The organism is Aeromicrobium sp. CTD01-1L150, assembly GCF_041951745.1.
In the GTDB taxonomy this organism is placed as follows: domain Bacteria; phylum Actinomycetota; class Actinomycetes; order Propionibacteriales; family Nocardioidaceae; genus Aeromicrobium.
This window is the reverse complement of record NZ_CP169555.1, coordinates 1,283,728-1,306,363: the sequence shown is the minus strand read 5'-3', so window position 1 is coordinate 1,306,363 and position 22,636 is coordinate 1,283,728. Positions and strand designations below refer to the sequence as shown.

At 67.8% G+C, this 22,636-nt stretch carries 24 protein-coding genes; 8 read left to right on the top strand and 16 right to left on the bottom strand.

Annotated features, from left to right (window positions below):
- The first annotated feature begins 59 nt into the window (after positions 1 to 59).
- Positions 60 to 917, top strand: a complete 858-nt coding sequence (locus ACEVFP_RS06395) for an ABC transporter permease (protein WP_375002811.1) — start codon at positions 60 to 62, stop codon at positions 915 to 917.
- Complete coding sequence (locus ACEVFP_RS06390; RefSeq protein WP_375002810.1) at positions 901 to 1,689, top strand: ABC transporter ATP-binding protein; 789 nt, start codon at positions 901 to 903, stop codon at positions 1,687 to 1,689. Before ACEVFP_RS06395 ends, ACEVFP_RS06390 begins: the two co-directional genes overlap by 17 nt.
- A 4-nt stretch (positions 1,690 to 1,693) precedes the next feature.
- Here the strand turns inward: ACEVFP_RS06390 and ACEVFP_RS06385 are convergent, their stop codons facing one another.
- Positions 1,694 to 3,157, bottom strand: a complete 1,464-nt coding sequence (locus ACEVFP_RS06385) for an LCP family protein (protein ID WP_375002809.1) — start codon at positions 3,155 to 3,157, stop codon at positions 1,694 to 1,696.
- 89 nt (positions 3,158 to 3,246) lie between these two features.
- A complete protein-coding gene (locus ACEVFP_RS06380; RefSeq protein ID WP_375002808.1) occupies positions 3,247 to 4,806 on the bottom strand; it encodes an LCP family protein in 1,560 nt (519 codons plus the stop codon).
- Between the two features lie 88 nt (positions 4,807 to 4,894).
- On the opposite strand from ACEVFP_RS06380, the gene ACEVFP_RS06375 reads away from it, so the two are divergent.
- A complete protein-coding gene (locus tag ACEVFP_RS06375) occupies positions 4,895 to 5,980 on the top strand; it encodes an LCP family protein (RefSeq protein WP_375002807.1) in 1,086 nt (361 codons plus the stop codon).
- A 5-nt stretch (positions 5,981 to 5,985) separates the two neighbouring features.
- Here ACEVFP_RS06375 and ACEVFP_RS06370 read toward each other — a convergent pair whose 3' ends face one another.
- The 9 genes from ACEVFP_RS06370 to ACEVFP_RS06330 form a co-directional block, all read right to left on the bottom strand.
- Positions 5,986 to 6,723 (bottom strand): IclR family transcriptional regulator, encoded by a 738-nt coding sequence (locus tag ACEVFP_RS06370; protein ID WP_375002806.1) that lies wholly within the window; start codon positions 6,721 to 6,723, stop codon positions 5,986 to 5,988.
- Positions 6,724 to 6,804: 81 nt separating this feature from the next.
- Entirely contained in the window at positions 6,805 to 7,431 is a 627-nt protein-coding gene (locus tag ACEVFP_RS06365) for a flavin reductase family protein (RefSeq protein ID WP_375002805.1), read from the bottom strand.
- Between the two features lie 10 nt (positions 7,432 to 7,441).
- Positions 7,442 to 8,527 (bottom strand): ABC transporter substrate-binding protein, encoded by a 1,086-nt coding sequence (locus ACEVFP_RS06360; protein ID WP_375002804.1) that lies wholly within the window; start codon positions 8,525 to 8,527, stop codon positions 7,442 to 7,444.
- 31 nt (positions 8,528 to 8,558) lie between these two features.
- Positions 8,559 to 9,452 carry an ABC transporter permease gene (locus tag ACEVFP_RS06355; RefSeq protein WP_375002803.1) on the bottom strand — a complete coding sequence of 298 codons (894 nt, stop codon included), beginning with the start codon at positions 9,450 to 9,452 and terminating at the stop codon, positions 8,559 to 8,561.
- Positions 9,449 to 10,213 (bottom strand): ABC transporter ATP-binding protein, encoded by a 765-nt coding sequence (locus ACEVFP_RS06350; protein WP_375002802.1) that lies wholly within the window; start codon positions 10,211 to 10,213, stop codon positions 9,449 to 9,451. Before ACEVFP_RS06350 ends, ACEVFP_RS06355 begins: the two co-directional genes overlap by 4 nt.
- A gap of 20 nt (positions 10,214 to 10,233) precedes the next feature.
- Positions 10,234 to 10,992, bottom strand: a complete 759-nt coding sequence (locus tag ACEVFP_RS06345) for an HpcH/HpaI aldolase/citrate lyase family protein (RefSeq protein WP_375002801.1) — start codon at positions 10,990 to 10,992, stop codon at positions 10,234 to 10,236.
- Complete coding sequence (locus tag ACEVFP_RS06340) at positions 10,989 to 11,924, bottom strand: hypothetical protein (protein ID WP_375002800.1); 936 nt, start codon at positions 11,922 to 11,924, stop codon at positions 10,989 to 10,991. Before ACEVFP_RS06340 ends, ACEVFP_RS06345 begins: the two co-directional genes overlap by 4 nt.
- Positions 11,921 to 12,787, bottom strand: a complete 867-nt coding sequence (locus ACEVFP_RS06335; RefSeq protein ID WP_375002799.1) for a DUF6282 family protein — start codon at positions 12,785 to 12,787, stop codon at positions 11,921 to 11,923. Before ACEVFP_RS06335 ends, ACEVFP_RS06340 begins: the two co-directional genes overlap by 4 nt.
- Before the next feature lie 510 nt (positions 12,788 to 13,297).
- The gene (locus tag ACEVFP_RS06330) at positions 13,298 to 14,461 is read right to left on the bottom strand and encodes an acyl-CoA dehydrogenase family protein (RefSeq protein WP_375002798.1); all 1,164 of its coding nucleotides are present in this window, start codon (positions 14,459 to 14,461) and stop codon (positions 13,298 to 13,300) included.
- A 113-nt stretch (positions 14,462 to 14,574) separates the two neighbouring features.
- Here ACEVFP_RS06330 and ACEVFP_RS06325 point away from each other — a divergent pair, with 113 nt between their 5' ends.
- Positions 14,575 to 15,192, top strand: coding sequence for an MSMEG_1061 family FMN-dependent PPOX-type flavoprotein (locus ACEVFP_RS06325; protein WP_375002797.1), 618 nt, complete (start codon positions 14,575 to 14,577; stop codon positions 15,190 to 15,192).
- Between the two features lie 29 nt (positions 15,193 to 15,221).
- Here ACEVFP_RS06325 and purE read toward each other — a convergent pair whose 3' ends face one another.
- The 5 genes from purE to ACEVFP_RS06300 form a co-directional block, all read right to left on the bottom strand.
- Positions 15,222 to 15,716, bottom strand: a complete 495-nt coding sequence (purE, locus tag ACEVFP_RS06320; protein ID WP_375002796.1) for a 5-(carboxyamino)imidazole ribonucleotide mutase — start codon at positions 15,714 to 15,716, stop codon at positions 15,222 to 15,224.
- 176 nt (positions 15,717 to 15,892) lie between these two features.
- Positions 15,893 to 17,023 (bottom strand): 5-(carboxyamino)imidazole ribonucleotide synthase, encoded by a 1,131-nt coding sequence (locus ACEVFP_RS06315; protein WP_375002795.1) that lies wholly within the window; start codon positions 17,021 to 17,023, stop codon positions 15,893 to 15,895.
- Positions 17,024 to 17,129: 106 nt separating this feature from the next.
- The gene (locus tag ACEVFP_RS06310) at positions 17,130 to 18,173 is read right to left on the bottom strand and encodes an adenylate/guanylate cyclase domain-containing protein (protein ID WP_375002794.1); all 1,044 of its coding nucleotides are present in this window, start codon (positions 18,171 to 18,173) and stop codon (positions 17,130 to 17,132) included.
- Positions 18,160 to 18,666 carry a PH domain-containing protein gene (locus ACEVFP_RS06305; RefSeq protein ID WP_375002793.1) on the bottom strand — a complete coding sequence of 169 codons (507 nt, stop codon included), beginning with the start codon at positions 18,664 to 18,666 and terminating at the stop codon, positions 18,160 to 18,162. The genes ACEVFP_RS06310 and ACEVFP_RS06305 overlap by 14 nt, the downstream gene beginning before the upstream one ends.
- A 50-nt stretch (positions 18,667 to 18,716) precedes the next feature.
- Complete coding sequence (locus ACEVFP_RS06300) at positions 18,717 to 19,544, bottom strand: biotin--[acetyl-CoA-carboxylase] ligase (RefSeq protein WP_375002792.1); 828 nt, start codon at positions 19,542 to 19,544, stop codon at positions 18,717 to 18,719.
- Positions 19,545 to 19,641: 97 nt separating this feature from the next.
- Between ACEVFP_RS06300 and ACEVFP_RS06295 the strand changes: the two genes are divergently transcribed.
- From ACEVFP_RS06295 to ACEVFP_RS06280, 4 genes are all read left to right on the top strand, one after another.
- A complete protein-coding gene (locus tag ACEVFP_RS06295; RefSeq protein WP_375002791.1) occupies positions 19,642 to 21,249 on the top strand; it encodes an acyl-CoA carboxylase subunit beta in 1,608 nt (535 codons plus the stop codon).
- 86 nt (positions 21,250 to 21,335) lie between these two features.
- Positions 21,336 to 21,563 (top strand): acyl-CoA carboxylase subunit epsilon, encoded by a 228-nt coding sequence (locus ACEVFP_RS06290; protein ID WP_375002790.1) that lies wholly within the window; start codon positions 21,336 to 21,338, stop codon positions 21,561 to 21,563.
- An 89-nt stretch (positions 21,564 to 21,652) separates the two neighbouring features.
- Positions 21,653 to 22,258: a Maf family protein gene (locus ACEVFP_RS06285; protein WP_375002789.1), complete on the top strand. Its 606-nt coding sequence runs from the start codon at positions 21,653 to 21,655 to the stop codon at positions 22,256 to 22,258.
- A 92-nt stretch (positions 22,259 to 22,350) separates the two neighbouring features.
- The gene (locus ACEVFP_RS06280; RefSeq protein ID WP_375002788.1) at positions 22,351 to 22,572 is read left to right on the top strand and encodes a hypothetical protein; all 222 of its coding nucleotides are present in this window, start codon (positions 22,351 to 22,353) and stop codon (positions 22,570 to 22,572) included.
- Positions 22,573 to 22,636 lie beyond the last annotated feature (64 nt).

Genomic DNA, 22,636 nt, shown 5'->3' with positions numbered 1-22,636 from the left:
CCACCGCGGGACCCGCCCCCACAGCACCGGTCGCCGCACCCCACGACGAGAGGTCTCCCATGGGTCCTGCGGACGACACCGCGCTCGCCGGTCTGCGCCGTGTCGGGGGCCGCCCGTCGCTCAGCACCTACCTGGCCGAGGTCTGGCGGCGGCGTGCTTTCATCACCTCGCTGGCCCGGTTCCGCGTGGAGGCAGAGACAGGACGCAACCGGCTCGGCACCGGCTGGCTGGTGCTGCGCCCCTTGCTCAACGCCGGGGTCTACGGGCTGGTCTTCGGCTTCGTCCTGCAGACGAGCCGGGACGTGGACGACTTCATCGCGTTCCTCGTCGTCGGCGTGTTCATGTTCGAGTTCTTCTCCACCTGCCTGACGACGGGAGCGAAGTCGATCACCGGCAACGCCGCGCTCGTGCAGAGCCTGAGCTTTCCCCGCATGGCCCTGCCACTGGCCCTGGTGGCCCAGCGCTTCCTGCAGTTCCTGCCGATGCTGGCGATGATGCTCGCGGCAGCCGTGCTGTTCGGGCACTGGCCCCGGCCGCAGTGGCTGCTGCTGGTCCCCCTCGTCGTGCTCTTCACCCTGTTCAACACCGGACTGACGCTCATCACCGCTCGTCTCACGGTCCACCTGCGAGACCTCACCCACCTGCTGCCGTTCATCTCCCGGCTGTTCTTCTACACCTCGGGGGTCTTCTACAGCATCGAGGAGCGCCTGGGGGCCCGTGGCTGGATCTCGACGGTGGCCGACCTGCAGCCCGTCCACGAGTTCCTCTCCCTGGCACGCGGGATCCTGCTGCAGGGTCCCGACCACATGAGCCGCCCGGAGTACTGGGCCTACGCGACCCTGTGGTCACTGGGCTCACTCGTGGTCGGCGTCGTGTTCTTCTGGATCGCCGAGGAGCGCTATGGCCGCACCGACTGACCACTGGCAACCCGCCACCGGGAACAGCACTCGGACCGAGACACCATCGGTCGTCGTCGACGACGTCCACGTCGAGTACCAGGTGCTCGCCACGGGCCAGCGCGCCACCGGCGCGGACGCGGGGCGTCGCCTCCTGCAGCGGCGCCCCCGCTCCATCCGCACGGTCCACGCACTGCGAGGTGTCTCCCTCACCGCGCACGAGCAGGACTCGATCGGTGTGATCGGCGCGAACGGGTCGGGCAAGTCGACGCTCATGCGCACCATCGCCGGGCTCACTCCCCCGAGCCGAGGGGTCGTCCACGCCGCCTCGCGACCGAGCCTGCTCGGAGTCGGCGCCGCGCTCATCAAGGACCTCTCCGGTGGGCGCAACGTCATCCTGGGCTGTCTCGCCCTGGGCCTGACCAGGCAGGAGGTGGAGGAACGCTACGACGACATCGTCGAGTTCTCCGGGATCGGCGAGCACATCGACCTACCGATGCGGACGTACTCCTCCGGCATGACCGCCCGGCTCAAGTTCGCCATCGCCACCGCTCGTGACCACGACATCCTCATCGTCGACGAGGCACTGGCCGTCGGCGACCAACGGTTCCGTCAGCGCAGTGAGGACCGGATCCGCGAGATCCGCGACCATGCCGGCACCGTCTTCCTGGTGAGCCACTCCATGCAGTCGATCCGCGACACGTGCAACCGGGTGATCTGGATCGACCGGGGCGAGCTCATGATGGACGGCGAGCCCGACGAGGTGATCAGGGCCTACCAGCGGAGTCACTGACCGGTCAGCAGGTCTCGCTCAGGTCGTCGGCGTTGTTGGCCTCGGCCTGACGCCGGTTCTCCTCCTGCAGGTCGTCCTGCTGGTCCGGGATCGAGGGCGACGGGGCCTCGGTGGTGGCCGCCGGGGTCGGCGTCGTCTCCTCCGGCTCGTCCTCCTCGCCGATGGCCACCCGGATCATCCGGTGCACCTCGTCCCAGTCCGGTGCGGCGACGTTGACCTCCGGGGGGACGAGCGAGACCGAGGTGATCGAGTGGTCTCGTGACTTCAGGGCCAGGTCTCCGAACGGGCCGAGCTCGGCGGCCGGGATGTCGGTGGACAGCAGCTGCTCGCTGGAGCGAGCGATGTCGGTGGCGTTGAGCAGGACCTTCTGCGGGCTCATCTGGTCCAGCATCGCCGCCATGAGGCACTTCTGGCGGCCCATACGGGTGAAGTCGTCGGACTGCACCCGGCTGCGCGCGTACCAGAGGGCGTCCTCGCCGTTCAGCTTCTGCTTGCCGGCCTCCAGGTACTCCTGCTTCCAGGCGTCCTCGAGGCCGAACTTGGCCAACCGGGTGGGAACGTCGATCTCGACGCCGCCGACGGCGTCCACCAGCGACTCGAAACCTCTCAGGTTCACCATGACGTAGTAGCTGATCGTGAGGTCGGTGGAGCCCTCGACCGCGTCGATCGTCGCCTCGAGGCCGGGATCGTCGGCGTCGGGATACAGCTCCGGATGCTGACGACCCTCGGTGTGGACGGCGTTGATGAGGCACTCGCCACCGCAGTTGTAGCCGTAGGGGTAGATCTCACGCATCGGCGAGTCCTCGCGGAACGGCACGTTCTGCAGGTTGCGGGGCAGGGAGATCAACACCGCATCCCCGTCGTCCGCGTCGACGCTGACCACCGTGAGGGAGTCGGGGCGGATGCCGTCGCGGTCGTCACCGGAGTCCGAGCCGATCAGCAGGATGTTGTAGCGACCCTCCAGAGGCTGCTTGACCTCCTTCTCGGCGAAGACCTCGTTGACCACGCTCCGCTGGACTCCAGCGAGCTGCGAGGCGTAGGCGGCGGTACCCGCGACACCGAGGAGCAACGCCACGTTGAGGATGACCACGACGCCGGCCCGCCAGGCCGGGAGCGCGAACGGCTTGGCCAGGCGGAACGCGTCGGCAAGGTAGGCCAGCCAGATGACCACGAAGGCCACCAGGCCGATCCGGGCGACCATGAGCACCGTGGAGTCGGTGGCCATGCCGATCAGTCCGGCCCGGTCGTCGCGGAAACGCCAGGCCGTCGCCACGAGCACACCGATGACCGCACCCCACAGCAGCAGACCGATCCAGCCGACCAGACGGCGTCCGACCGCCACCTGCGCCGAGCCGGGCGCCGCTGCCGACAGGATCACCAGTGCGATGGCGCGACGAAAGCGCAACCGTGGCGACAGGACGTCGGCGTCCTGACCGCGGCTGAGCAGCTTGGCGCGACGTCGCGTCATCGGCTTCCTTGGGCTGGGGCTCTGCGACTGCCCAGTATTCCCGATCAATCCAACACCTCGCGATCCGGGCACCGTCTGGGAGTCACGCCTCAGCACGCCGCAGCGACGTCACTGGCCTGGTTGGCCTTGCGCGGGTCCTTGGCGGGAGCCTCCGGGTCGGCGTGGGAGACCTGCTCGAGACTGGCTCGCTCGATGCCGTAGGGCTTGGGTGCGTTGCCCTCCGCCTTGTCGATGCTCTCGGCGATGATCTTCCTGACCTTGTCGTAGTCGGGATTGCCGGTGTAGATGACCGGCGGCGTCAGCGAGACGCTGGAGATCTTCTGCGTCCGCGCCTTGAGTGCCAGGTCCATGAAGACGTTCAGGTCACCGGAGGGAATGTTCGTGGTCAGGAGCGCCTTGCCGGAGTCGGCGATCTTCTGCACGTTCATCAGGACCGTCTTGGGGTCCAGCTGCTCGACCATGGCGCTCATCAGGCACTTCTGACGCCCCATGCGCGACCAGTCGTCGTTCTCGACGCGACTGCGGGCGAACCAGAGTGCGTGCTCCCCGTCGAGCCGCTGCTTGCCCTTCTCGATGTAGCCGGAGATGGGTGAGCCGATGCCGCCGATGGCTGTGCGCTCGCGGACGTTGACGTCGACACCACCGACGGCGTCGATGACCCTGCTGAAGCCCTCCATGTTGACCAGCGCGTAGTAGTTGAGCTTCAGGCCGGTGATCTCCTCGACCGCCCCCATCGTCGCGTCGATGCCCGGGGAGTCCTCGTCGGACGTGTCCGCCCCGAACTTGTCCGCATTGTCGTCGGCCCAGGTGTTGACGGCGTTGAGGTAGCAGCCGTCGCAGTCGAAGCCGTCAGGGAACTCCTCGTCCATGACCGACCCGTCCGGGAAGGGCACGTTCTCGAGGTTGCGCGGCAGACCGATGAGCACGGTGCGTCCGGTGTCCTTGTCGATCGAGGCGACCTGCAGGGAGTCCGGGCGCATACCGTCGCGCCCGTCGCCCTCGTCGGTGCCCAGGAGCAGGACGTTGTACCGGCCGTCGGTGGGGTCCGAGCTGGTCGAGGACGCGAACACCGTGCCGATGAAGCCGCCCTGGACGTTCACGAGGTGGGCGGCGAAGAACAGCACGCCCGCGGTGCCGAGGCACAGCGCCGCGTTGACGCCGGTCATCCACAGTCGATGGCCTCGGTTCAGCTGCAGCGGGCGGCCCAGCCGCCAGGCGTCGAGCAGCAGCAGCACCCACGCGATGGCCCCCGCCACCAGCAGCCACCTGCCGAGGAACAGCAAGGTCGGACTCGTGACCAGGGCGAAGACGCTGGAGCGCGAGGTCATCCCGAGCAGTACGACGACGGCGGCCAGGGCCAGGCAGGCCAACCAGATCCGCACCGCGATGCGCCCCACCCGCCGGTTGCCCATCACGAGCTGGGCCGACCCGGGAATCACCAAGGTCATGAAGGTGAGCGTGAGCGCACGCCGGAACTGGACGCGATCGGATGCCAGCTGGGTGTTGCCGGGCCGGCGTCGCTCGGCTCCGGCGGGGGCGCCGGGCCGTGGGCGGCGGTCGGAACCGTCGTCGCTCATGTCGTCCTCACTGGGTCGGTGGCTGGGTCGCCAGCCGTTGGGGAAGAAGTGAAGGTCGTGCTCGATCGTCACACAGAACTCTCGACCAGAGGTCGAGGTCGCGTCGCGACACGCCGGAGAGGTGGGATCGTCGCGCCGTCGTTCCGATACGGTCGTGCTCATGGCGAACCAGGGCGGCGACTACGACTGGCTGTACGGAGGCTCGAACACTCCTCCGGCCGCGCCGCGACCGAGTGGATCGGACCTGCCGCCGCCCAACCTTCCCCCACCGGGGCATCGAGCGGCCCGCCGGCCGTCCGGCGGTGGACGCGCCCCGCGCAACAAGCGCAAGCTCGGACCGGCACGGATGGTGATGCTGCTCCTGGCCGCGTGGCTGATCTTCCTCGTGGCCACCCCCCTGTACGCCTTCACCACGATGTCCAAGACCGACGCCGCTCCTGACGGTGACCGACCTGACAACCAGCGGGGTTCGACGTTCCTGCTGGTCGGCTCCGACAGCCGCACGGACGACCGCGAGGACGGCGATCGGGGCCGCACGGACACCATCATGCTCCTGCACTCCGGCGCCGGCCCGTCCATCATGCTCTCGCTCCCGCGTGACTCGATGGTGGAGATCCCCGGCCACGGAACAGCCAAGATCAACGCTGCCTACGCCTACGGGGGCGCCGAGCTGCTGACCCAGACCATCGAGCTGAACACCGGGATCCGCGTCGACGACTACGTCGAGATCGGCTTCGGGGGCCTGGAGTCGGTCGTCGACGCGGTCGGTGGCGTCGAGATCTGCCCCGAGGAAGCCGTCAAGGACTCAGACGCCAAGCTCGACGTGCAGGCCGGCTGCCAGGACGCCGATGGCGAGACCGCCCTGGCCTACGCCCGCGTCCGCAAGGCGTACGACTCCGGGGACATCCAGCGGGTGCAGAACCAGCGGGAGGTCATGGGCGGCATCGCCTCAGGAGTCGCCTCCCCCTGGACGTTCATCAACCCGGTGCGTTACTGGGGGGTCAACTCCGGCGCCGCCTCGTCCGTCGTCGTCGGCGAGGAGATGAACCCCTACGACATCGTGAAGTTCGCGCTCGCGTTGCGCGGCGCGATGGGCGACGGAGGACTCAGCTGCACCGTGCCTGTGGCGGACTTCTCGGTCCGCTGGGACCCTGAACGCAGCAGCCAGGTCTTCGACCTCATCGCCAAGGACCGCACCGGCAGCATCGGCGACCTGTGCACCCCGGACGGCCTTCCGGCCGACTGAGGACCTCACGTTCCCTCTCGTTGCCCCATCGCAAAGGAGATGCTGTCGGCTGCCCGTTGCAGCTGTGGGAGTTCCGGGGAGTCGCCGGAGACGTCGAGGACATCACGCGTACTGAGCAGGCCCAAGGAGGCGACCATCTGCTTGTCGTCGTACACCGGGACGGCGAGCACGGCGATTCCACGAGGACTCACCTGACCCGAGAACCCGCACTCCTTCACCGCATCCACCTCCCGCTCGACCGCTCGACGCTCCTCCGCCGGCAACGAGCGCAACGCTCGACGAACACGAGGATCGGTGGAGAAGGCTTGGAATACGATCGCCTGCGCCGCTTGGCTGCGCAAGTGCATCCCGACACGGACAGTGACGACGATCTCGCGCTGGGAACTCTCCTCCACGTGTGCCACGACCGGCGAGGAGGCGCCCCACAGCGACAGCACTGCCGTGATCCGCGTCGCCTGGGCGAGCGCCGACATCGGCTCAGGCGCCAGGTCGAGGATGTTCTGGCGCCCCAAGGCGAACGAGCCGAGCTGGATGAGTGTGGGGCCGGGTCCGTAGGTGCGGTCCGGTCGCGTCTCCAGGATCCCGGCCGCGACCAGTGACGCCAGGTACCGGTAGGTCGTGGTCCGGTTGAGGCCGATCAGGTCCGCGGCCTCGGCACTGCTGACCGTCTCCCGGCCAGGACCGAACAGCGCCAGGATCCGACCCACCCGGTCCACCGCCTGGATGTCCACCGTGCTGGACATGGTCGGCTCCCTTCATCGTTCGCAGGGCTGAAGAGACATCATGGCGCACACCCGCGTTCGCGTCGCTCACCGCCACGCATGTCACGGGGTCTGGCGGACCGCCATGATGGTCGTCGGGACCGGTGCAAGGGTCTGTGTCGCGCCGATGCGTCCGTACGTCGGGCCAGCCAGACGGGCCGTGGGGTCCAGCTCCGCCGTGTCAATCTTGCCGTCGACCAACAGCTCCTCTGCCACATGGAAGCGCATCACCTCACCGACCGTAAACCTCGAACCGGCCCGCCCGAAGCTCACGAACCGGTCGAACCGGCACTCCAGCGAGGCCGGCACATCAGCGAGTCGTGGCACCTTCACCACGTCGCTGTCCACGGTTCGCAGCCCGAGCTCAGCCAGTTCATCTACCGTCGAGGGATGAGGCCACGAGCTCTCGTGGACCTGCTCATGCATCGTCCAGTCAGGGATGTTCACGACGAACTCGCCGGACGTCTCGATGTTCGCCGCCGTGTCTTTCAGGCGCCCAGCCCGTCGACCGATGTTCACCCCGACCATCGGTGGGTCATTGGAGACCATCGTGAAGGCGCTGAACGGCGCGAGATTGAGCACGCCTTCGGCATCACGGCTCGTGATCCATGCAACCGGGCGGGGCACGACGACACCTGTCAGCAGGCGGTAGGCCGCCGCAGGGTCCAGGTCCGCGGCTTCGACCGCCACGTGATGACGCTCAACCATTGCCGTTCCTCGCCTCTTCACGGACGGCATCGAAGTCGAAGTCGTTGATCTCCTCGAGCAGACTGTCGTCGTAGAAGTCCTCCACCGGCACGCTGCGCGAGATCTCGCCGGAAGTCTCCAGGAAGTCGACGTTGGCCTGCAGGGCGGCCTCGTCGAAACGTCCATACTCCGTGCTCTCCTCCTCGATGCCCAGGTTGGCCAGACGCGCCTGAAGAACCTTGACTCCGCTCTCGACGGCTTGCTCCTCCCCCAGTCCCTGTGGCTTGGCCTCAGGATGGGCGGAGTACAGCAGTCGGACTGCCGCCTCAGGGTTGGCCTCTGCAAAGACGACGCCCTTGGCGACGGCCCGACCAATCTTGATGTGCAGGTCACGATCGTCCTCAAGATCCCCTGTGGGAGCGGCGAGACCACCGGCCGTCAGATCCGCAGCGCCTGGAACCTCCACCTCCCGCAGGGCGATGCCTTGGTTCGCCAGCACCTGGAAGGAGGTGTCGAGCAGCGCCAAGGCGTCGACCTGACCGCGTTCGACTGCAGAGGCCTGCTGACTTCCCGTGCCGATGGCAACGAAGTCGACAGAGTCCTCCGGGACTCCGGCCTCCTGGAGGGCGACCTTGAGCTGCGTGACCGAGACGCTCGACAGGGAGATGGCACCGACCGTCGTGCCCTCAAGATCATCGATGCTCTGGATCGGGGACTCCTCCGGCACCTGGAGACCGTAGATGTTCTTGGCGTAGTAGGACATGTACAGGCTGAGGTCGATGTCCTTGTCGTCCTGATGGCCGATGATCAACGGCTCCGGGCTCACGGCGCCGGTCGCCGCCTTGCCAGTGGCGATCTGGGTGAACTGTGTCGTCGCAGAGTCCGTCAGGACGATCTCCATGTCCAGACCCTCCTCGTCGAAATAGCCCATCTCCTGGGACACCGCGAGACTGGCGATACCGGGATTCCACGTGGGCGTGGCCACGGTCATGGAGACCTCCCGATCGCCGTCACCGGACCCCGATCCGCACGCAGTCAGGAACAGGCTGGCCATCAGGGTGGCCGCTGCCGCAGCCAGGGGTCGTTGGGTGGGTCTCATGATCAGACTTCCTCGAGTTGGGGGTGGACGGTCAGGACGCAGCAGCTCGGCTTCTCTGGTCCTCGGACCAAAAGGCAAGCCGCTTGCCGAGCAGGACGACGGCGTAGTGCAGGACCAGTCCGATCGTGGAGAGGATGACCAGCACAGCGAACATCGTCGCGACGTCGAGAGAGGTGTTGCTCGCCATGATCACGTAGCCCAGACCTGCTTGGGCGCCGACGAACTCTGCGACGATCGCTCCGATCACTGCGAGGATCACCGCGACGTCGAGACCGGCGATGATGCTGGGGACGGCCGTCGGGAACCGCAGATGGGTGAGGATCTGTCGTTTGGTGGCACCGAAGGACTTCATCATGTTGATCTGCTCGGTGCTCGTGGAGTTGAAGCCGAGCGTGGCGTTGATCAGGATCGGAAAGAACGCGATCAGTGCCGTCGTGAGGATCTTGGACTCCATGCCGAAGCCGAACCAGACGAGGAACAGTGGTGCGAGCGCAACCTTCGGAACCGTCTGCAGCACGATGATGATGGGCAGGAAGGCCTTCTCGGCCAGCCGCGAGGAGCTGATGAGAACAGCAGCCAGGAGACCCACGACGACGGCGATGCCGAATCCCACGAGGATCTCCTGCAACGTCACCCACGTGTGCTCGCGCAGCGATCCGTGGACCAGACCGTCCCAGAGCGCCACCGCGATTCGTGTCGGCGCAGGAAGAACGATGACCGAGACGTCGAGGACTCGGACGATGAGTTCCCACAACGACAACAAGATGATGACCGCACCGGTGGCGAGCAGCGATCCGGGCAGGTCGGCCAGTTGACGCCTGCGATCCCGACTGCTTGCCTCGCGGCGGACCTCCCGCATGCCCGGGTCGCTGCCGTCCGTCGCAACCATGGGCGGGTCCGTCGGTGACATCCTGTCCACGCTCATGCCGTGACCTCCGCGCTGTCGAGCACGGCTCGGATGCGACGCGCGACGTCACCGAAGCCGGGCGTGTTGATCGTCTCCAACGTGCGAGGACGCGGGAGGTCGACATCGATGACCTCCGCGATGCGGCCGGGTCGCGGTGTCATGACGACCACGCGGTCAGACAGGAGCACCGACTCCGAGATGCTGTGGGTGACGAAGAGAACGGTCTTGCGATCACGGTCCCAGATGTCGAGCAGCTCCATCGTCAGCTGGTCGCGGGTCATCGCATCCAGTGCGCCGAACGGCTCGTCCATCAACAGGATCCGCGGGTCGTGCAGCAGCGCACGGGCGATCCCGACTCGTTGCTGCATCCCACCGGAGAGCTCGAACGGGTACCGGTTGCTGAAGTCCTCCAGTCCAAGCATCTGCACGAGCTCGGCAGCCCGGGTCCGGTCGCGACGCTTCTTCGTCCGCCCCTCGAGAGCCGAGGGCACGAGAACGTTGTCCAGAACCGTGTGCCACGGCAGCAGGAGGGCCTGCTGGAACACCATTCCGGTCATCGCGGCATCGGTGGCTGCCTCGGCCCGATAGTCGATCGAGCCAGAGGTCACGGACTCCAGTCCCATGATGAGCTTCAAGATGGTGCTCTTGCCGCACCCACTTGGGCCGACGATGGACACGAACTCCCCGTCGCGCACGGCAAGGTCGAAGCCGTCGACGGCCACGGTGCCGTTCGCGTACTCCTTGCCCACGCCGTCGAACCGCATCGCGGTATCACTCATGACGTCCTCCTCGGTCGTGGTCATGCGGGCGCCCCCGTGACGTCACGCAGCGAGGCGATGACCTCGCGCGCAGCGCTCGCCATCAAGGTCGAGTCGTTGGCACAGACCAGGAAGTCGAATCCGTGGCCTGCTTCCTGCGCCGCCCTCTCGGCAGGGCAGGCGGTTCCGGCAAGCCGTCCTGCCGCATGTGTTGCCGCCACGACCGCGGCGGCAATGTCAGCCGAGGTTTCGAGCTCGGGCCGGGCCGGGTCGAGTGCGAGATCGGCGGGCCCGAGCAATGTGGCGCCGAGGCCGTCAACCACAGAGATCTCAGCGGCAGCACGCACGGCCGCGACGCTCTCCAGCTGGGCGACCACGAGAGGCGCGGCCGCCAGGTAGGCAGCACGGGGGCGGTGACCGAACTCGCCGGCTCGCGAGGTCGCTCCGGAACCACGGGTCCCGCGGGGAGGAAAGGTGCTGGCACTCACTACGTGATCGGCGGCATCTGGGTGGTCGACGTGCGGTGCGACGACACCGTGTGCCCCGGAGTCGAGCAGCCGCTGCATCGTTGACGGAGTGTGGTCCGGAACGCGCACCAGCATGCGTAGACCGAGGCTGGAACCGATCGTGATGTGTGCCGCGACCTGCCTGAGGTCGAGCACCGTGTGCTCGAGATCGACGACACAGAAGTCGAACCCGGCCAGGGCCAGGATCTCGGTGCTCTCGGTTCCCGGCAACTTGATCCAGGCTCCCCAGGCCGGTCGGGGGAGATCGGCACCAGCACGGTGCAGCGCGCTCATGACCGGACCCAGCCAGGAGTTGGGTAGTCGTCGGCGTTGAGCACCCAGCCCTCACGTGCGGAGAAGTCTGCACGTGGTCCGGCGAAGATGTCGACCATCTTGTTGGTGCCCTCACCGATGGCCTCACTGGTATGGATGAGCGGCGGCGCGATGATCGCCAAGGACGGTGTCCCGATCTCCCGATGCTCATCTGGGCGCCACTGGAGGCGGTCCTTGCCCCACGGCGCACGGATGTGATGGACGTACCGCCCCTCGAGGACGAGGCTCAACTGCTCGAAGTCGTCATGGTCGTGTGGAGAGAGCGACTTCGGGTCACGCGGGCCGACTCTCGGGTAGAGCACGTTCATCATGGCGTGACAGTTCCGGAATATCCGGCCCATCCGATCCGGCGAGGCAGGGATCGAGTCGAGGTCGTCGTAGACGTGCAGACGGCCGGGGTCGTTGGGGGGCGGCCAAGGCTCGCACAACGCGACCGAGTCCGGCGCAGGGTCGTAGAGAGCACGGTTGCGACTCGCCTGGACGAGGTCGATCGCCGAGGTGGCGAAGAGCCTTACGATCCGCGCATCACCTTTGCTGGTGATGCGCGAGGGCTGGCCGCCGGGCGCGATCGCGATCGTCGTGGCTGCCACATCCTGCCGTTGCCCACCGGACTCCAGGCTCACCGGTTCATCTGACTCCGCGACCAGGATCATCGTCTCGTCGACATCGTGCCGCTCCAGGGTGTCGCCTGCGCGCAGGTCTGTGAGCACGAGGACGATGTTCTGTGCGCGCACCACCCAGGACGACGATCCCGCACCGAACACCACGTCAGGCTCAAGGGCGCCGAAGTCGAAGTACTGCATCGGCAGGACCTCATCGCCCATGGCCCGTGGCGTGCCCTGGGCGTGCGACAGCGACGACCGTGGGTCGTGGGCGGAGTACACGGAGCTCATGAACCCACCGGTTCCGGCCGCTCGTCATCCAGGCCGAGCAGGAATGCGGCGTTGTTGCATGTCACCTGGCGCAGTTCGGCGACACTGAGACCGCGCTGCAACAGCTCTCGGCCGACGCGCTGAAAGGCATCGACCGGCATCGGCCGCCCCCGCTGACCAAGGTCCGAGGACAACACGGTGCGATCCGGACCGACCGTGCGGATCCAGTCGAGCAAGCCCGCCGGGTCCCACTTGCGGAACCCTTGCGGGTCATACATGCCAACCTCGTGCTCGATGTAGACACCACCGTCGGCGAGCTCGCGGCACGTGGACGGGTCCGCATCGATGACGAAGTTCGGGTGACTGATGATCATCCTCCTCACGCCTCGATCTCTCGCGGCGTCGAAGATCAGCGCTGCCTCCTCCGGCTTGACGTGTCCTGCTGAGAGCAGCACATCGTGCTCGACGACAAGGTCGATCACGTCGTGCGCCTCTGGCACGAGCCTGCCGTCTGCGTCCACGACGTCGATGATCTGGTTGGGGATGTCGTACTCGGACTCCGGGAACCCGTGATGCTCGTTCTCGCAGTGGCATCGGCTCGAGAAGGTCGGGAACCATACGGCGCGACCCCCCATCCGCAACGACATGGCTACCGCGTATGGGTTGATCCCGCCCACCTGAGCGTTCATCGCAACTCCACCGAACACCGGCGTACGGGCCTCGGCGAGCTCCCGTTTCATGGCGAGCAGGTCCATCACGGTGTTGTGGTGGTGCGACTTCACCAGGATGCCGCGCATGGAGAGCCGCTCTCCGTCGTGGGCAGCCTCGACGTGGTCGAACTCCCGGGCGAACGGGTTCGGGCCGGAATGACAGTGCAGGTCCACGGCTCCATGGAGGACTTCCGTCATGGGTGGGTGTGCGGTCACTGAGCGTTTCACCTCTCCGATCAGACATGAGATGCCGATCACGTTGTTCACTATGCAGTGTGCATGTTCACATTGCGACTGTCAATGCACAGAAGTGGACAACCGAGAAGCTCCCGACGCACGCAGACGGGCAAGCACGGCGCGTCGTCATGCGGCGGGCAGCGAGGAGCGCCCGCCGGATCCACATCAGGACGACGCACCCCGAGCTCGCAGGTCGGACCTGTCGTCCCGGGCGTGGGTCGCGGGCGGTCCCACCGTGCGCACGTCGGCACAGTCTCGGCCGTCCGTTCGAGGTGGAGGATGACCCAGGTGAGGCGAGACTGGACTCGAACCTACTGAACCCGACGCTCCAGGCATTGCGCGCAGGTCCCGGTGGCTGCGCTCATCAAGCGAGCCAAACCGCTCATCTTGGGCGTTTCAGCGGCACGTCGATCGTCCGACCGACTCGTGCTCTGGCCTCGGTCCAGCTCAGAGCTGGGACTGCACCCCAGCCAACAGCTGGCGGGCCATGACGATGCGCTGGACCTGGTTGGTGCCCTCGTAGATCTGGGTGATCTTGGCGTCGCGCATCATCCGCTCCACCGGGTAGTCGCGGGTATACCCGTAGCCGCCGAGCAGCTGGATGGCGTCGAGGGTCACCTGCATGGCGGTGTCGGAGGCAAAGGCCTTGGCCGCGGCACCGAAGAACGTCAGGTCGGCGTCACCGCGCTCGCTGCGGCCTGCGGCTGCGTACGTGAGCTGGCGCGCCGCCTCGACCTTCATGCCCATGTCGGCGATCATGAACTGCAGGCCCTGGAAGTCCGCGATCGGGGTCCCGAACTGCTGGCGCTCCTGGACGTAGCCGAGTGTGTAGTCCAGTGCACCCTGCGCGACGCCGACGGCCTGCGCAGCGATGGTGACCCGGGTGTGGTCCAGCGTCTGCATCGCGATGGTGAACCCCTGGCCGACGTCACCGATGATCCGATCCTCAGGGATCCACACGTTGTCCAGGTAGACCTCCCGGGTGGGGGAACCCTTGATGCCGAGCTTCTTCTCTGGTGCACCGAAGCTCACGCCCTCGTCGGACTTCTCCACGACGAAGGCGGTGATGCCCTTGCTGCGCTTGTCAGGATCGGCCTGGGCGAGGACGGTGTAGAACTCCGACTCGCCCGCGTTGCTGATCCACCGCTTGACGCCACCTAGCCGCCAGCCGTCGCCGTCGCGCTCGGCCTTGGTCTTCTGGTTGGCCGCATCGGATCCGGCGTCCGGCTCTGACAGGCAGTAGGAGAAGCCACCCTCTCCCGAGGCCAGGGGGGTCAGGTAGCGCCGCTTGAGGTCCTCGCTACCCCCGAGCATGATCGGCAGTGAACCCAGCTTGTTGACCGCCGGGATGAGTGAGCTGGACACGCAGACGCGCGCGACCTCCTCGATCACCAGCACCGTGGCGAGCGCGTCGGCTCCCGCGCCGCCGTACTCCTCGGGCACGTGGGGGGCATGGAAATCCGCAGCCACCAGGGCGTCGTGGGCCTCCCGAGGGTACCGGGCCTGCTCGTCGACGTCCGCTGCGTGCGGCTCGATCTTGGCCTCCGCCACGGCGCGGACCGCCTCACGGATGGCCTGGTGCTCCTCGGACAAGACGAACTGGTCGCTCACGGTCTCTCCAGACACGGTAGTAGGACTTCCTAGCAATGATAGGCGCGCGCGGCGGCGGTCATGATGCCACCCCGGGTCGAACCTCCGGTCGATGCGGGTGCCTATCCTGAGCCATGACCGAGATCACCGACGTCGATCGACTCCGCGAGCTCCTCGGCACGCCCACCACCCGGGCAACACACAAGGACCGTCCGACGTTGGAGGAACCGCACCTCACGTGGCTCCGGGAGTCACCGATGTGCCTGGTCGCCACGTCGAGCTCCGACGGGACGTGCGACGTCTCGCCCAAGGGTGACCCGGCCGGCTCGCTCGTACACGTGGTCGACACGCGCACGATCGCCCTCGCCGAGCGCCCCGGCAACCGCCGTGCCGACGGTTTCCTCAACATCCTCGACAACCCCCACGTGGGGTTGATCTTCCTGATCCCCGGGCGGGGCGACACCCTGCGGGTGAACGGCCGGGCCCGCCTGCTCGAGGACGCGCCCTACGCCGACGAGCTCGTGGTGCGTGGCCACCGTCCGGTGGTGATCTGCGAGGTCACCGTGGAGCAGACCTTCTTCCACTGCTCCAAGGCCTTCCTACGCTCCGAGCTGTGGGATCCCGACACGTGGCATCCCGACGCCGTGCCCAAGCGAGCCCGCATCGCGCACGCACTGGAGCGTTCGGACCAGCCGTTGGAGGACGTGGAGGCGTACTACGAGGGTCGCGACTACGCCGCCGGCCTGTACTGAGTCGACGCCGGCCGGACCTCTCCCCGGGCTCAGCGGTCGCGCAGGGCCGCGCCCTTGGCTCGGGCGATCTCGGCAAGCTCGGACTGGAGCTCCAGCATCCGCTCGGTGAGCTCACCATCGCCGATGGCGAGGATGCGCACCGCGAGCAGACCGGCGTTCCGGGCGCCCCCGATCGACACGGTGGCCACCGGGACACCAGCGGGCATCTGCACGATCGACAGCAGGGAGTCCATGCCGTCGAGGTGCTTGAGCGGCACCGGGACACCGATCACCGGCAGCGGCGTGACCGAGGCGAGCATCCCGGGCAGGTGCGCTGCCCCGCCGGCTCCGGCGATGATGACCTCCAGCCCACGGCCGTGGGCCTCGCGGCCGTAGCTGATCATCTCATCGGGCATCCGGTGGGCCGAGACGACGTCGGCCTCGTACGTGACGCCGAGCTCGTGCAGGGCGCCGGCGGCCGCCTCCATGGTGGGCCAGTCCGAGTCCGACCCCATGACGATCCCGACCCGTGGCTGCGCGCTCATGACGCGATCCTATCCAGCACGCGACCTCCCGTGGTCGGTGCCTGAGCAACCTATTGACCTCGCCCGCTGTCATCGGTGCGCGACCAACCGAATGAGCGTTCTTTCGGTTGCTCACGCACCGATGCGGGCCTCTGACCGGCTTTCGGTTGCGCAGGCACCGATGAGAGGGGTGCTCGTCAGCCGTCCTGCAGCAGGTCCGCTGCGCGCCGCGCCCGGGCGAGCACGTCGTCGAGCTCGTCGCCCACCACCGTCACGTGCCCGACCTTGCGACCGGGCTTGACGTCCTTGCCGTACAGGTGGACGTGCGCCGACGGCTCGGCCGTCAGGACCGTGGGCACCTGGGCCGGCAGGTCCTGGACCGCGCCGCCCAGCACGTTGACCATGACCGACCAGGGCCGGTGCGCGGTCGCGGGGCCGAGCGGCAGGTCGAGCACGGCACGCAGATGGTTCTCGAACTGGCTGGTGGCGGCCCCGTCGATGCTCCAGTGACCGGTGTTGTGCGGACGCATGGCCAGCTCGTTCACCAGGATGCGCCCGTCGGCGGTCTCGAAGAGCTCGACCGCGAGCATTCCGGTCACGTCGAGCTGCTCGGCGACGGTGCGGGCGACGTCCTGAGCCTGCTGGGCGAGCCCGGGATCCAGGTCAGGCGCAGGGGCGATGACCTCCTTGCAGATGCCGTCGGCCTGCCGTGACTCGACGACCGGGTACACCTCGATCTCGCCGGACGGCCGGCGCGCCACCTGTGCGCAGAGCTCACGGCGGAAGTCGATGAGCTCCTCGGCGAGGACCTCGCGCCCCTCGGTGAGCACCTCCCGGGCCTGCGCCTCGTCGTGCACCACCCAGACACCCTTGCCGTCGTAACCGCCACGGGTCGTCTTGAGCACTGCCGGGTAGCCGAAGTCCAGCAGCTCCTCGACCGCCTCCTCGACATCGCTGGACAGGAGCTCGAACAACGGGCACGGCACGCCGAGCACGCTCAGCCGGACCCGCATCTCGCCCTTGTCCTGGGCGTAGAGCAGGGCATGGGGGCCCGGACGAGGGACATGGCCCTCTGCCTCGAGAGTGCGCAGGTGCTCAGGAGGGACGTGCTCGTGGTCGAAGGTCACCACCGGCACCTCACCGGCGACCCAGCGCAGGTCGTCCAGGTCGGTGTGGTCACCGACGCGGTGGTCGACCACCACCTGGGCCGCGGACACGGCGGGGCCTTCGGCGAGCAGCCGGATCCGTACACCGAGACCGATCGCGGCCTGCTGCATCATGCGGGCGAGCTGTCCGCCGCCGACGACGGCCAGGTGAGGTGCGAGCACGGGTACAGCGTAGGTCGGGTTCGGAGCTGGCCGGACACCCCGGTCTAGGAGACCGGACCTTCCACCGCACGCAGGAGGACGTCCTTCATGGGCGACGCTGCCGGCTTCATGTCCGCGGCCCTCCCTGCGCACGCTGGCGGAAGCCGCGCCGCTGGCTGATCGTGATGGGCGACACGGTGCCGAACCCGCGCAGGGGCCGTGCCGGGAGCGAGCGCATCTCGAACTCACCGTCGCCAAGTCCGGCCGCCGTGGTGTCGTCGATGAGCACCCGGTTGCTGCGGGCCACGTGCGAGAGCCTCGCCGCGAGGTTCACCGGAGGCCCGAAGACGTCACCCAGGCGGCTGACCACCGAACCTGTGGCCAGTGCCACCCGGACATCAGGCAGGTTCTCGCGCGCTCCGATGTGCTGCACGACCTCCAGCGCCGTCCGCACCCCGGCGGCGGGGTCGGTGTTGACGAAGAGGACGGCATCGCCCAGCGCCTTGATGACCCGCCCTCCGTGCGCCGTCACGACGTCGGTGCAGCGGTTCTCGAAGTCCTCCACCAGGGCGCCGAGGCTGGCCTGGTCGATGGAGTTGGACATCGCGGTGAAGCGGGAGAGGTCGGCGAACCCGACGGTCATGGTGGTGGACAGCAGCTCGGCATCCACAGCGCCAAGGGCTTCCAGCCGTGCGGCGGCAGCGGCCAGGTGACGACGCCACGCGTACAGCAGCAGCGACTCGAACTCCGGACCGATGCGCTGCGCGATCTCGACCGAAGCCTCCAGCCGCGAGTCGGCCCGTCCCTCGGCGACGTCCCCCTCCACCTGGTCGACGATCGTGGCCACCTGCCAGTCGGCCAGCTTGGCCATGGTCTGGCCGAGGGCTCGGGTCAGCCGGAAGATGGTGGACTCATCGAGCAGCTCGTCCTGCAGGGCCCTGGCGATGAGCGAGATGGCCTCGACGTCCTGGTCGCCGTAGGCCGGTGCGTCGCCGGCGTTGGGAAACCCGAACGCACGCCACAGTCGTTCGCCCTGCTCGACCGTCAGGCCTCCTTTGTCAGCGACCTCGGCGCCGGTGAGGCACTGCTCCTCGCCCAGGATCAGGCGAGCGAGCTCCTCTCGCAGGTCGGACCTGTCCGTCTCGGACCCGCTCATCTCAGATCTGGTCATCTCGAGGCTGGTGCGAGTCGTAGACCAAGGTGCTGACCGTACGGTGGAAATCCTCGATGCCCGGGATGTCGCGCAGCAGGAGCCCTTGCTCCTCCGAGGCGGTGTGCACGACCAGCGTGCCGCAGCGAAGGATCCGGTCGTTGAGGTTCTTCTCGAACGAGACGTCGTTGACGCGACTGAGCGGAATGACTCGACCCTCGCGCGTCAGGATGCCCTTCTGCTCCACGATCCGCTTGTTGGTGAGCGTGTAGGTCCACAGCAGCCACCGCACGAACGGGATCACGGCGAACCAGATCACCAGCACCGCGGCGATCGCCACGACCACCCAGCGCACCCATCCGTCACCGGCGTTGCCGGCCTGCGCCGCGAGGAAGCCCCCGGCGAAGCTGCCGGCCAGAAAGACCACGAGAGGCACGAACAGCACCTTGACGTGGGTGCGGGTCGTCTCGATGACGGACTCCCCCGTCATCAGCAGCTTGCGTGACAGTGCCATGGGTCGATCTTGTCATGTGCTTCCTCCCCCGCGGGGACGCTCAAAGATCCTCACGCCTCGGCGGGGCGGACGTGGGTGACGTCCCCGGCACTGAGCGCCCGGCCGTCCACGACGATCCGGCCGTCCTGGTCGACGTCCGTCGCGGTGCCGTGCACGGTGGTGCCGTCCGGCAGCTCGACACGCACCGCGGAGCCGATCGTGACGCATCGGCGTCGGTAGGAGTCACGGACACCGGCCTCGGGGTCGCCATCGGTCGCCACCCAGGCACGATAGAGCGCCTCGAGGTTGCGCAGGAGCATCCTGAGGACCACGGTACGGTCGGTCTGCTCCGCGCCCTCGATGAGCAGTGACGTCGCGGTGGGGACCGGCAGCTCGCTCTCGGACATCGTCACGTTGAGGCCGATGCCGACGACGGCCGCAGGGCCGGTCGGGGTCTCGACACGCTCGAGCAGGATGCCACTGATCTTGCGTCCGCCCACGAGAACGTCGTTGGGCCACTTGAGCTCGGTCTGCACGCCGCACTCACGGGCGGTGGCGTCGACCGCGAGGCCGCCGAGCAACGGCAGCCAGACCCATCGCTGCAGGGCGACCTCGACCGGTGGCCGCAGCAGGATCGAGACGATGACGCCGGAACGCTCGGGGACGATGAAGGTCCGGTCGAGCCGGCCCCGTCCCTGCGTCTGGGCGTCCGTGGTGCGCACCAGCCCCTCCGGGGCACCGGCGCGGGCCTGGGCGGCGACGTCGGAGTTGGTGGAACCGGTCGACTCCGAGACCACCACCTGCGTCCACAGACCACCGTCGCGCACGAGGGCCGCGTGCAGCGACGCCTCGTCCAGGGGAGGACGTTCGAGGTCGAAGAAGCGGCCGGCGGCGTCCATGGGACCAGCCTCACACATCGGCACCGGCGATCCATCGTTAGTCTGACCGGGGCACCAAGGAGACCGTGACCACACCCGAACCACCGACGAGGGCACTGTGAGCGAAGCAGAGATCGAAGAACATCCGGAGCTGCACACCACGGCCGGCAAGCTGGCGGACTTCCAGCGGCGCAACCGCGAGGCGACCGTCGAGGTGGCTGAGCGGGCCAGCGAGAAGCAGCACGCCAAGGGACGCCAGAGCGCCCGTGAGCGCATCGACAAGCTCTTCGACGACGGGTCCTTCGTCGAGCTCGACGCCCTAGCCCGGCACCGTTCCACTGCCTTCGGCCTTCAGGAGAACCGGCCGCTCGGCGACGGCGTCATCACCGGCTACGGCACGATCGACGGCCGCCAGGTGTGCGTCTTCGCGCAGGACTTCTCGATCTTCGGCGGCAGTCTCGGAGAGGTGTACGGCGAGAAGATCACCAAGGTCATGGACCTGGCAATCAAGTCCGGCTGCCCGATCATCGGCATCAACGAGGGCGCCGGTGCCCGCATCCAGGAGGGCGTCGTATCGCTCGGTCTGTACGGGGAGATCTTCCGTCGCAACGTCCACGCCTCCGGCGTCATCCCACAGATCAGCCTCATCATGGGCTCCTGCGCCGGCGGTCACGTCTACTCCCCCGCCGTCACCGACTTCACGGTGATGGTCGATGAGTCCTCCAACATGTTCATCACCGGCCCGGACATCATCAAGACCGTCACGGGCGAGGACGTCACGATGGAGGAGCTCGGCGGCGCGCGCACGCACAACACCAAGAGCGGCAACGCGCACTACATGGGCAGCGACGAGGACGACGCGCTGGAGTACGTCAAGGCTCTGCTGTCCTTCCTGCCGCAGAACAACATGGAAGAAGCTCCGCCCGAAGAACCTGGGGTCTACGACGATCCGTACGACCTCGAGGCGAACGAGACTGACATCGCCCTCGACACCCTCATCCCGGACTCGGCCAACCAGCCGTACGACATCCGCACGGTGATCGAGGCAACCCTGGACGACCAGGACTTCCTCGAGGTGCAGCCGTTGTTCGCGCCCAACCTCGTCGTCGGCTTCGGGCGGGTCGAGGGTCGCAGTGTCGGCGTGGTGGGCAACCAGCCGATGCAGCTCGCCGGCTGCCTGGACATCGACGCCTCGGAGAAGGCTGCGCGGTTCGTGCGGACGTGCGACGCCTTCAACATCCCGGTCCTGACGTACGTGGACGTCCCAGGCTTCCTGCCCGGCACCGAGCAGGAGTGGAACGGCATCATCCGCCGCGGCGCCAAGCTCATCTACGCCTACGCGGAGGCGACCGTCCCGCTGGTCACCGTCATCACCCGCAAGGCCTACGGCGGCGCCTACGACGTCATGGGGTCCAAGCACCTGGGCGCCGACGTCAACATCGCCTGGCCGTCGGCACAGATCGCCGTCGTCGGGGCGTCCGGCGCGGTCAACATCCTCTACCGTCGCGACATCGCGGCCGCCGACGACCCGGAGGCTCGACGGGCCGAGCTGATGACGGAGTACGAGGACACGCTGTGCAACCCGTACGTCGCGGCCGAACGGGGCTACGTCGACGCGGTCATCGAGCCCCAGCAGACTCGCGCGGAGGTCGTCAAGGCCCTGCGCCTGCTGCGGACCAAGCGAGAGACGCTCCCGCCCAAGAAGCACGGGAACATCCCCCTGTGATGCGCCAGTCCCCAGAACATCAAGACGCAGAGAACCGGGACCCGGAGGGCGACTCGTCCGGTCGCGGGGCCGGCGACGAGAGTCCCGTGGCGCCGCCGCAGGAGCCGGTCCTGCGGGTGGTCAAGGGCGACCTGTCGACCGAGGAGCTGGCCGCTCTCGTCGCGGTGGTGTCCGCGCGCAACGCAGCCGCCGCGCATGCCGCGGCCCGGGCGACCACTCGGCGGCCGCGCAGCGAGTGGGGCCACCCCGCACGTGCGCACCGCACGTCTCACCGGTTCGGTCCCGATGCCTGGCGTCGCTCGGCCTGGGCCTGAGGGTCGATGTCCACCCGATCTGTGAGCCGGTGCACCCAACTGCGTGATGGTTGGGTGCACGGGCTCACAAATCTGGACGGTGAGTGAGCATGGTGCGCCTCGTCCTGGCGTCGGCGTCTCCCGCACGGCTGGCGACCCTGCGCTCGGCCGGCCTCGACCCCGAGGTCGTGGTCTCCGGCGTCGATGAGTCGCAGGTCCACAGCCACGACGCCGCCAACCTCGCCGCCGCGCTGGCACAGCTGAAGTGCCGAGCCGTCGCATCGACGATCGACGACCCGGACGCACTCGTCGTCGGCTGCGACTCGGTCCTGGCCTTCGAGGGCGAGATCCTCGGCAAGCCCGCTGACTCCGCAACCGCGACCCACAGGTGGCGTCGGATGCGCGGCCGCTCCGGGGTGCTGCACTCCGGGCACTGCGTGCGACGAGGCGACCGCGAGGTGATCGACACCGCGTCCACGGTCGTGCACTTCGCCGACGTCTCCGACGATGAGATCGCTGCCTACGTGGCCACCGGCGAGCCGCTGCACGTCGCGGGAGCCTTCACGATCGACGGCCTCGGCGGAGCGTTCGTCCGGGGCATCGAGGGCGACCACCACACCGTGGTCGGTGTCAGCCTGCCACTGCTGCGCGACCTCGTCGGCGACCTCGGCATCGGCTGGACCGACCTGTGGGGCAGCCAGACCACCTCGTCCTGACCCTCCAGACGGCCGTTCGGCCCGACGCGCGATGTGGCGAGTTGTGGCTGCAGTTCGCTTTATGGGCCGAGGAGCGCGAGAATGGAGGAACCATGGCGACGACACCGCGGCCACGCCGCTACCACCCCTCCAGCCCCTTCCAGGCGCCGCCGGAGGTCGTGCACCACACTTACTCGGTGGGTGAGCGGGTCTCCCACGACACGTGGGGCCTCGGTCGAGTCATCTCCCTGGAGGCCGACGGCGCGCTCGTCGCCGAGTTCGCCGACGCGACACGGCGGATCACCCTGCCGACCAGCAAGATGGAAGCACTCTGAGGCTCAGGACCGTCCGTCTCGTGCACTGAGGCACCACGGTCCCGTCCACACCGACGCACCCACG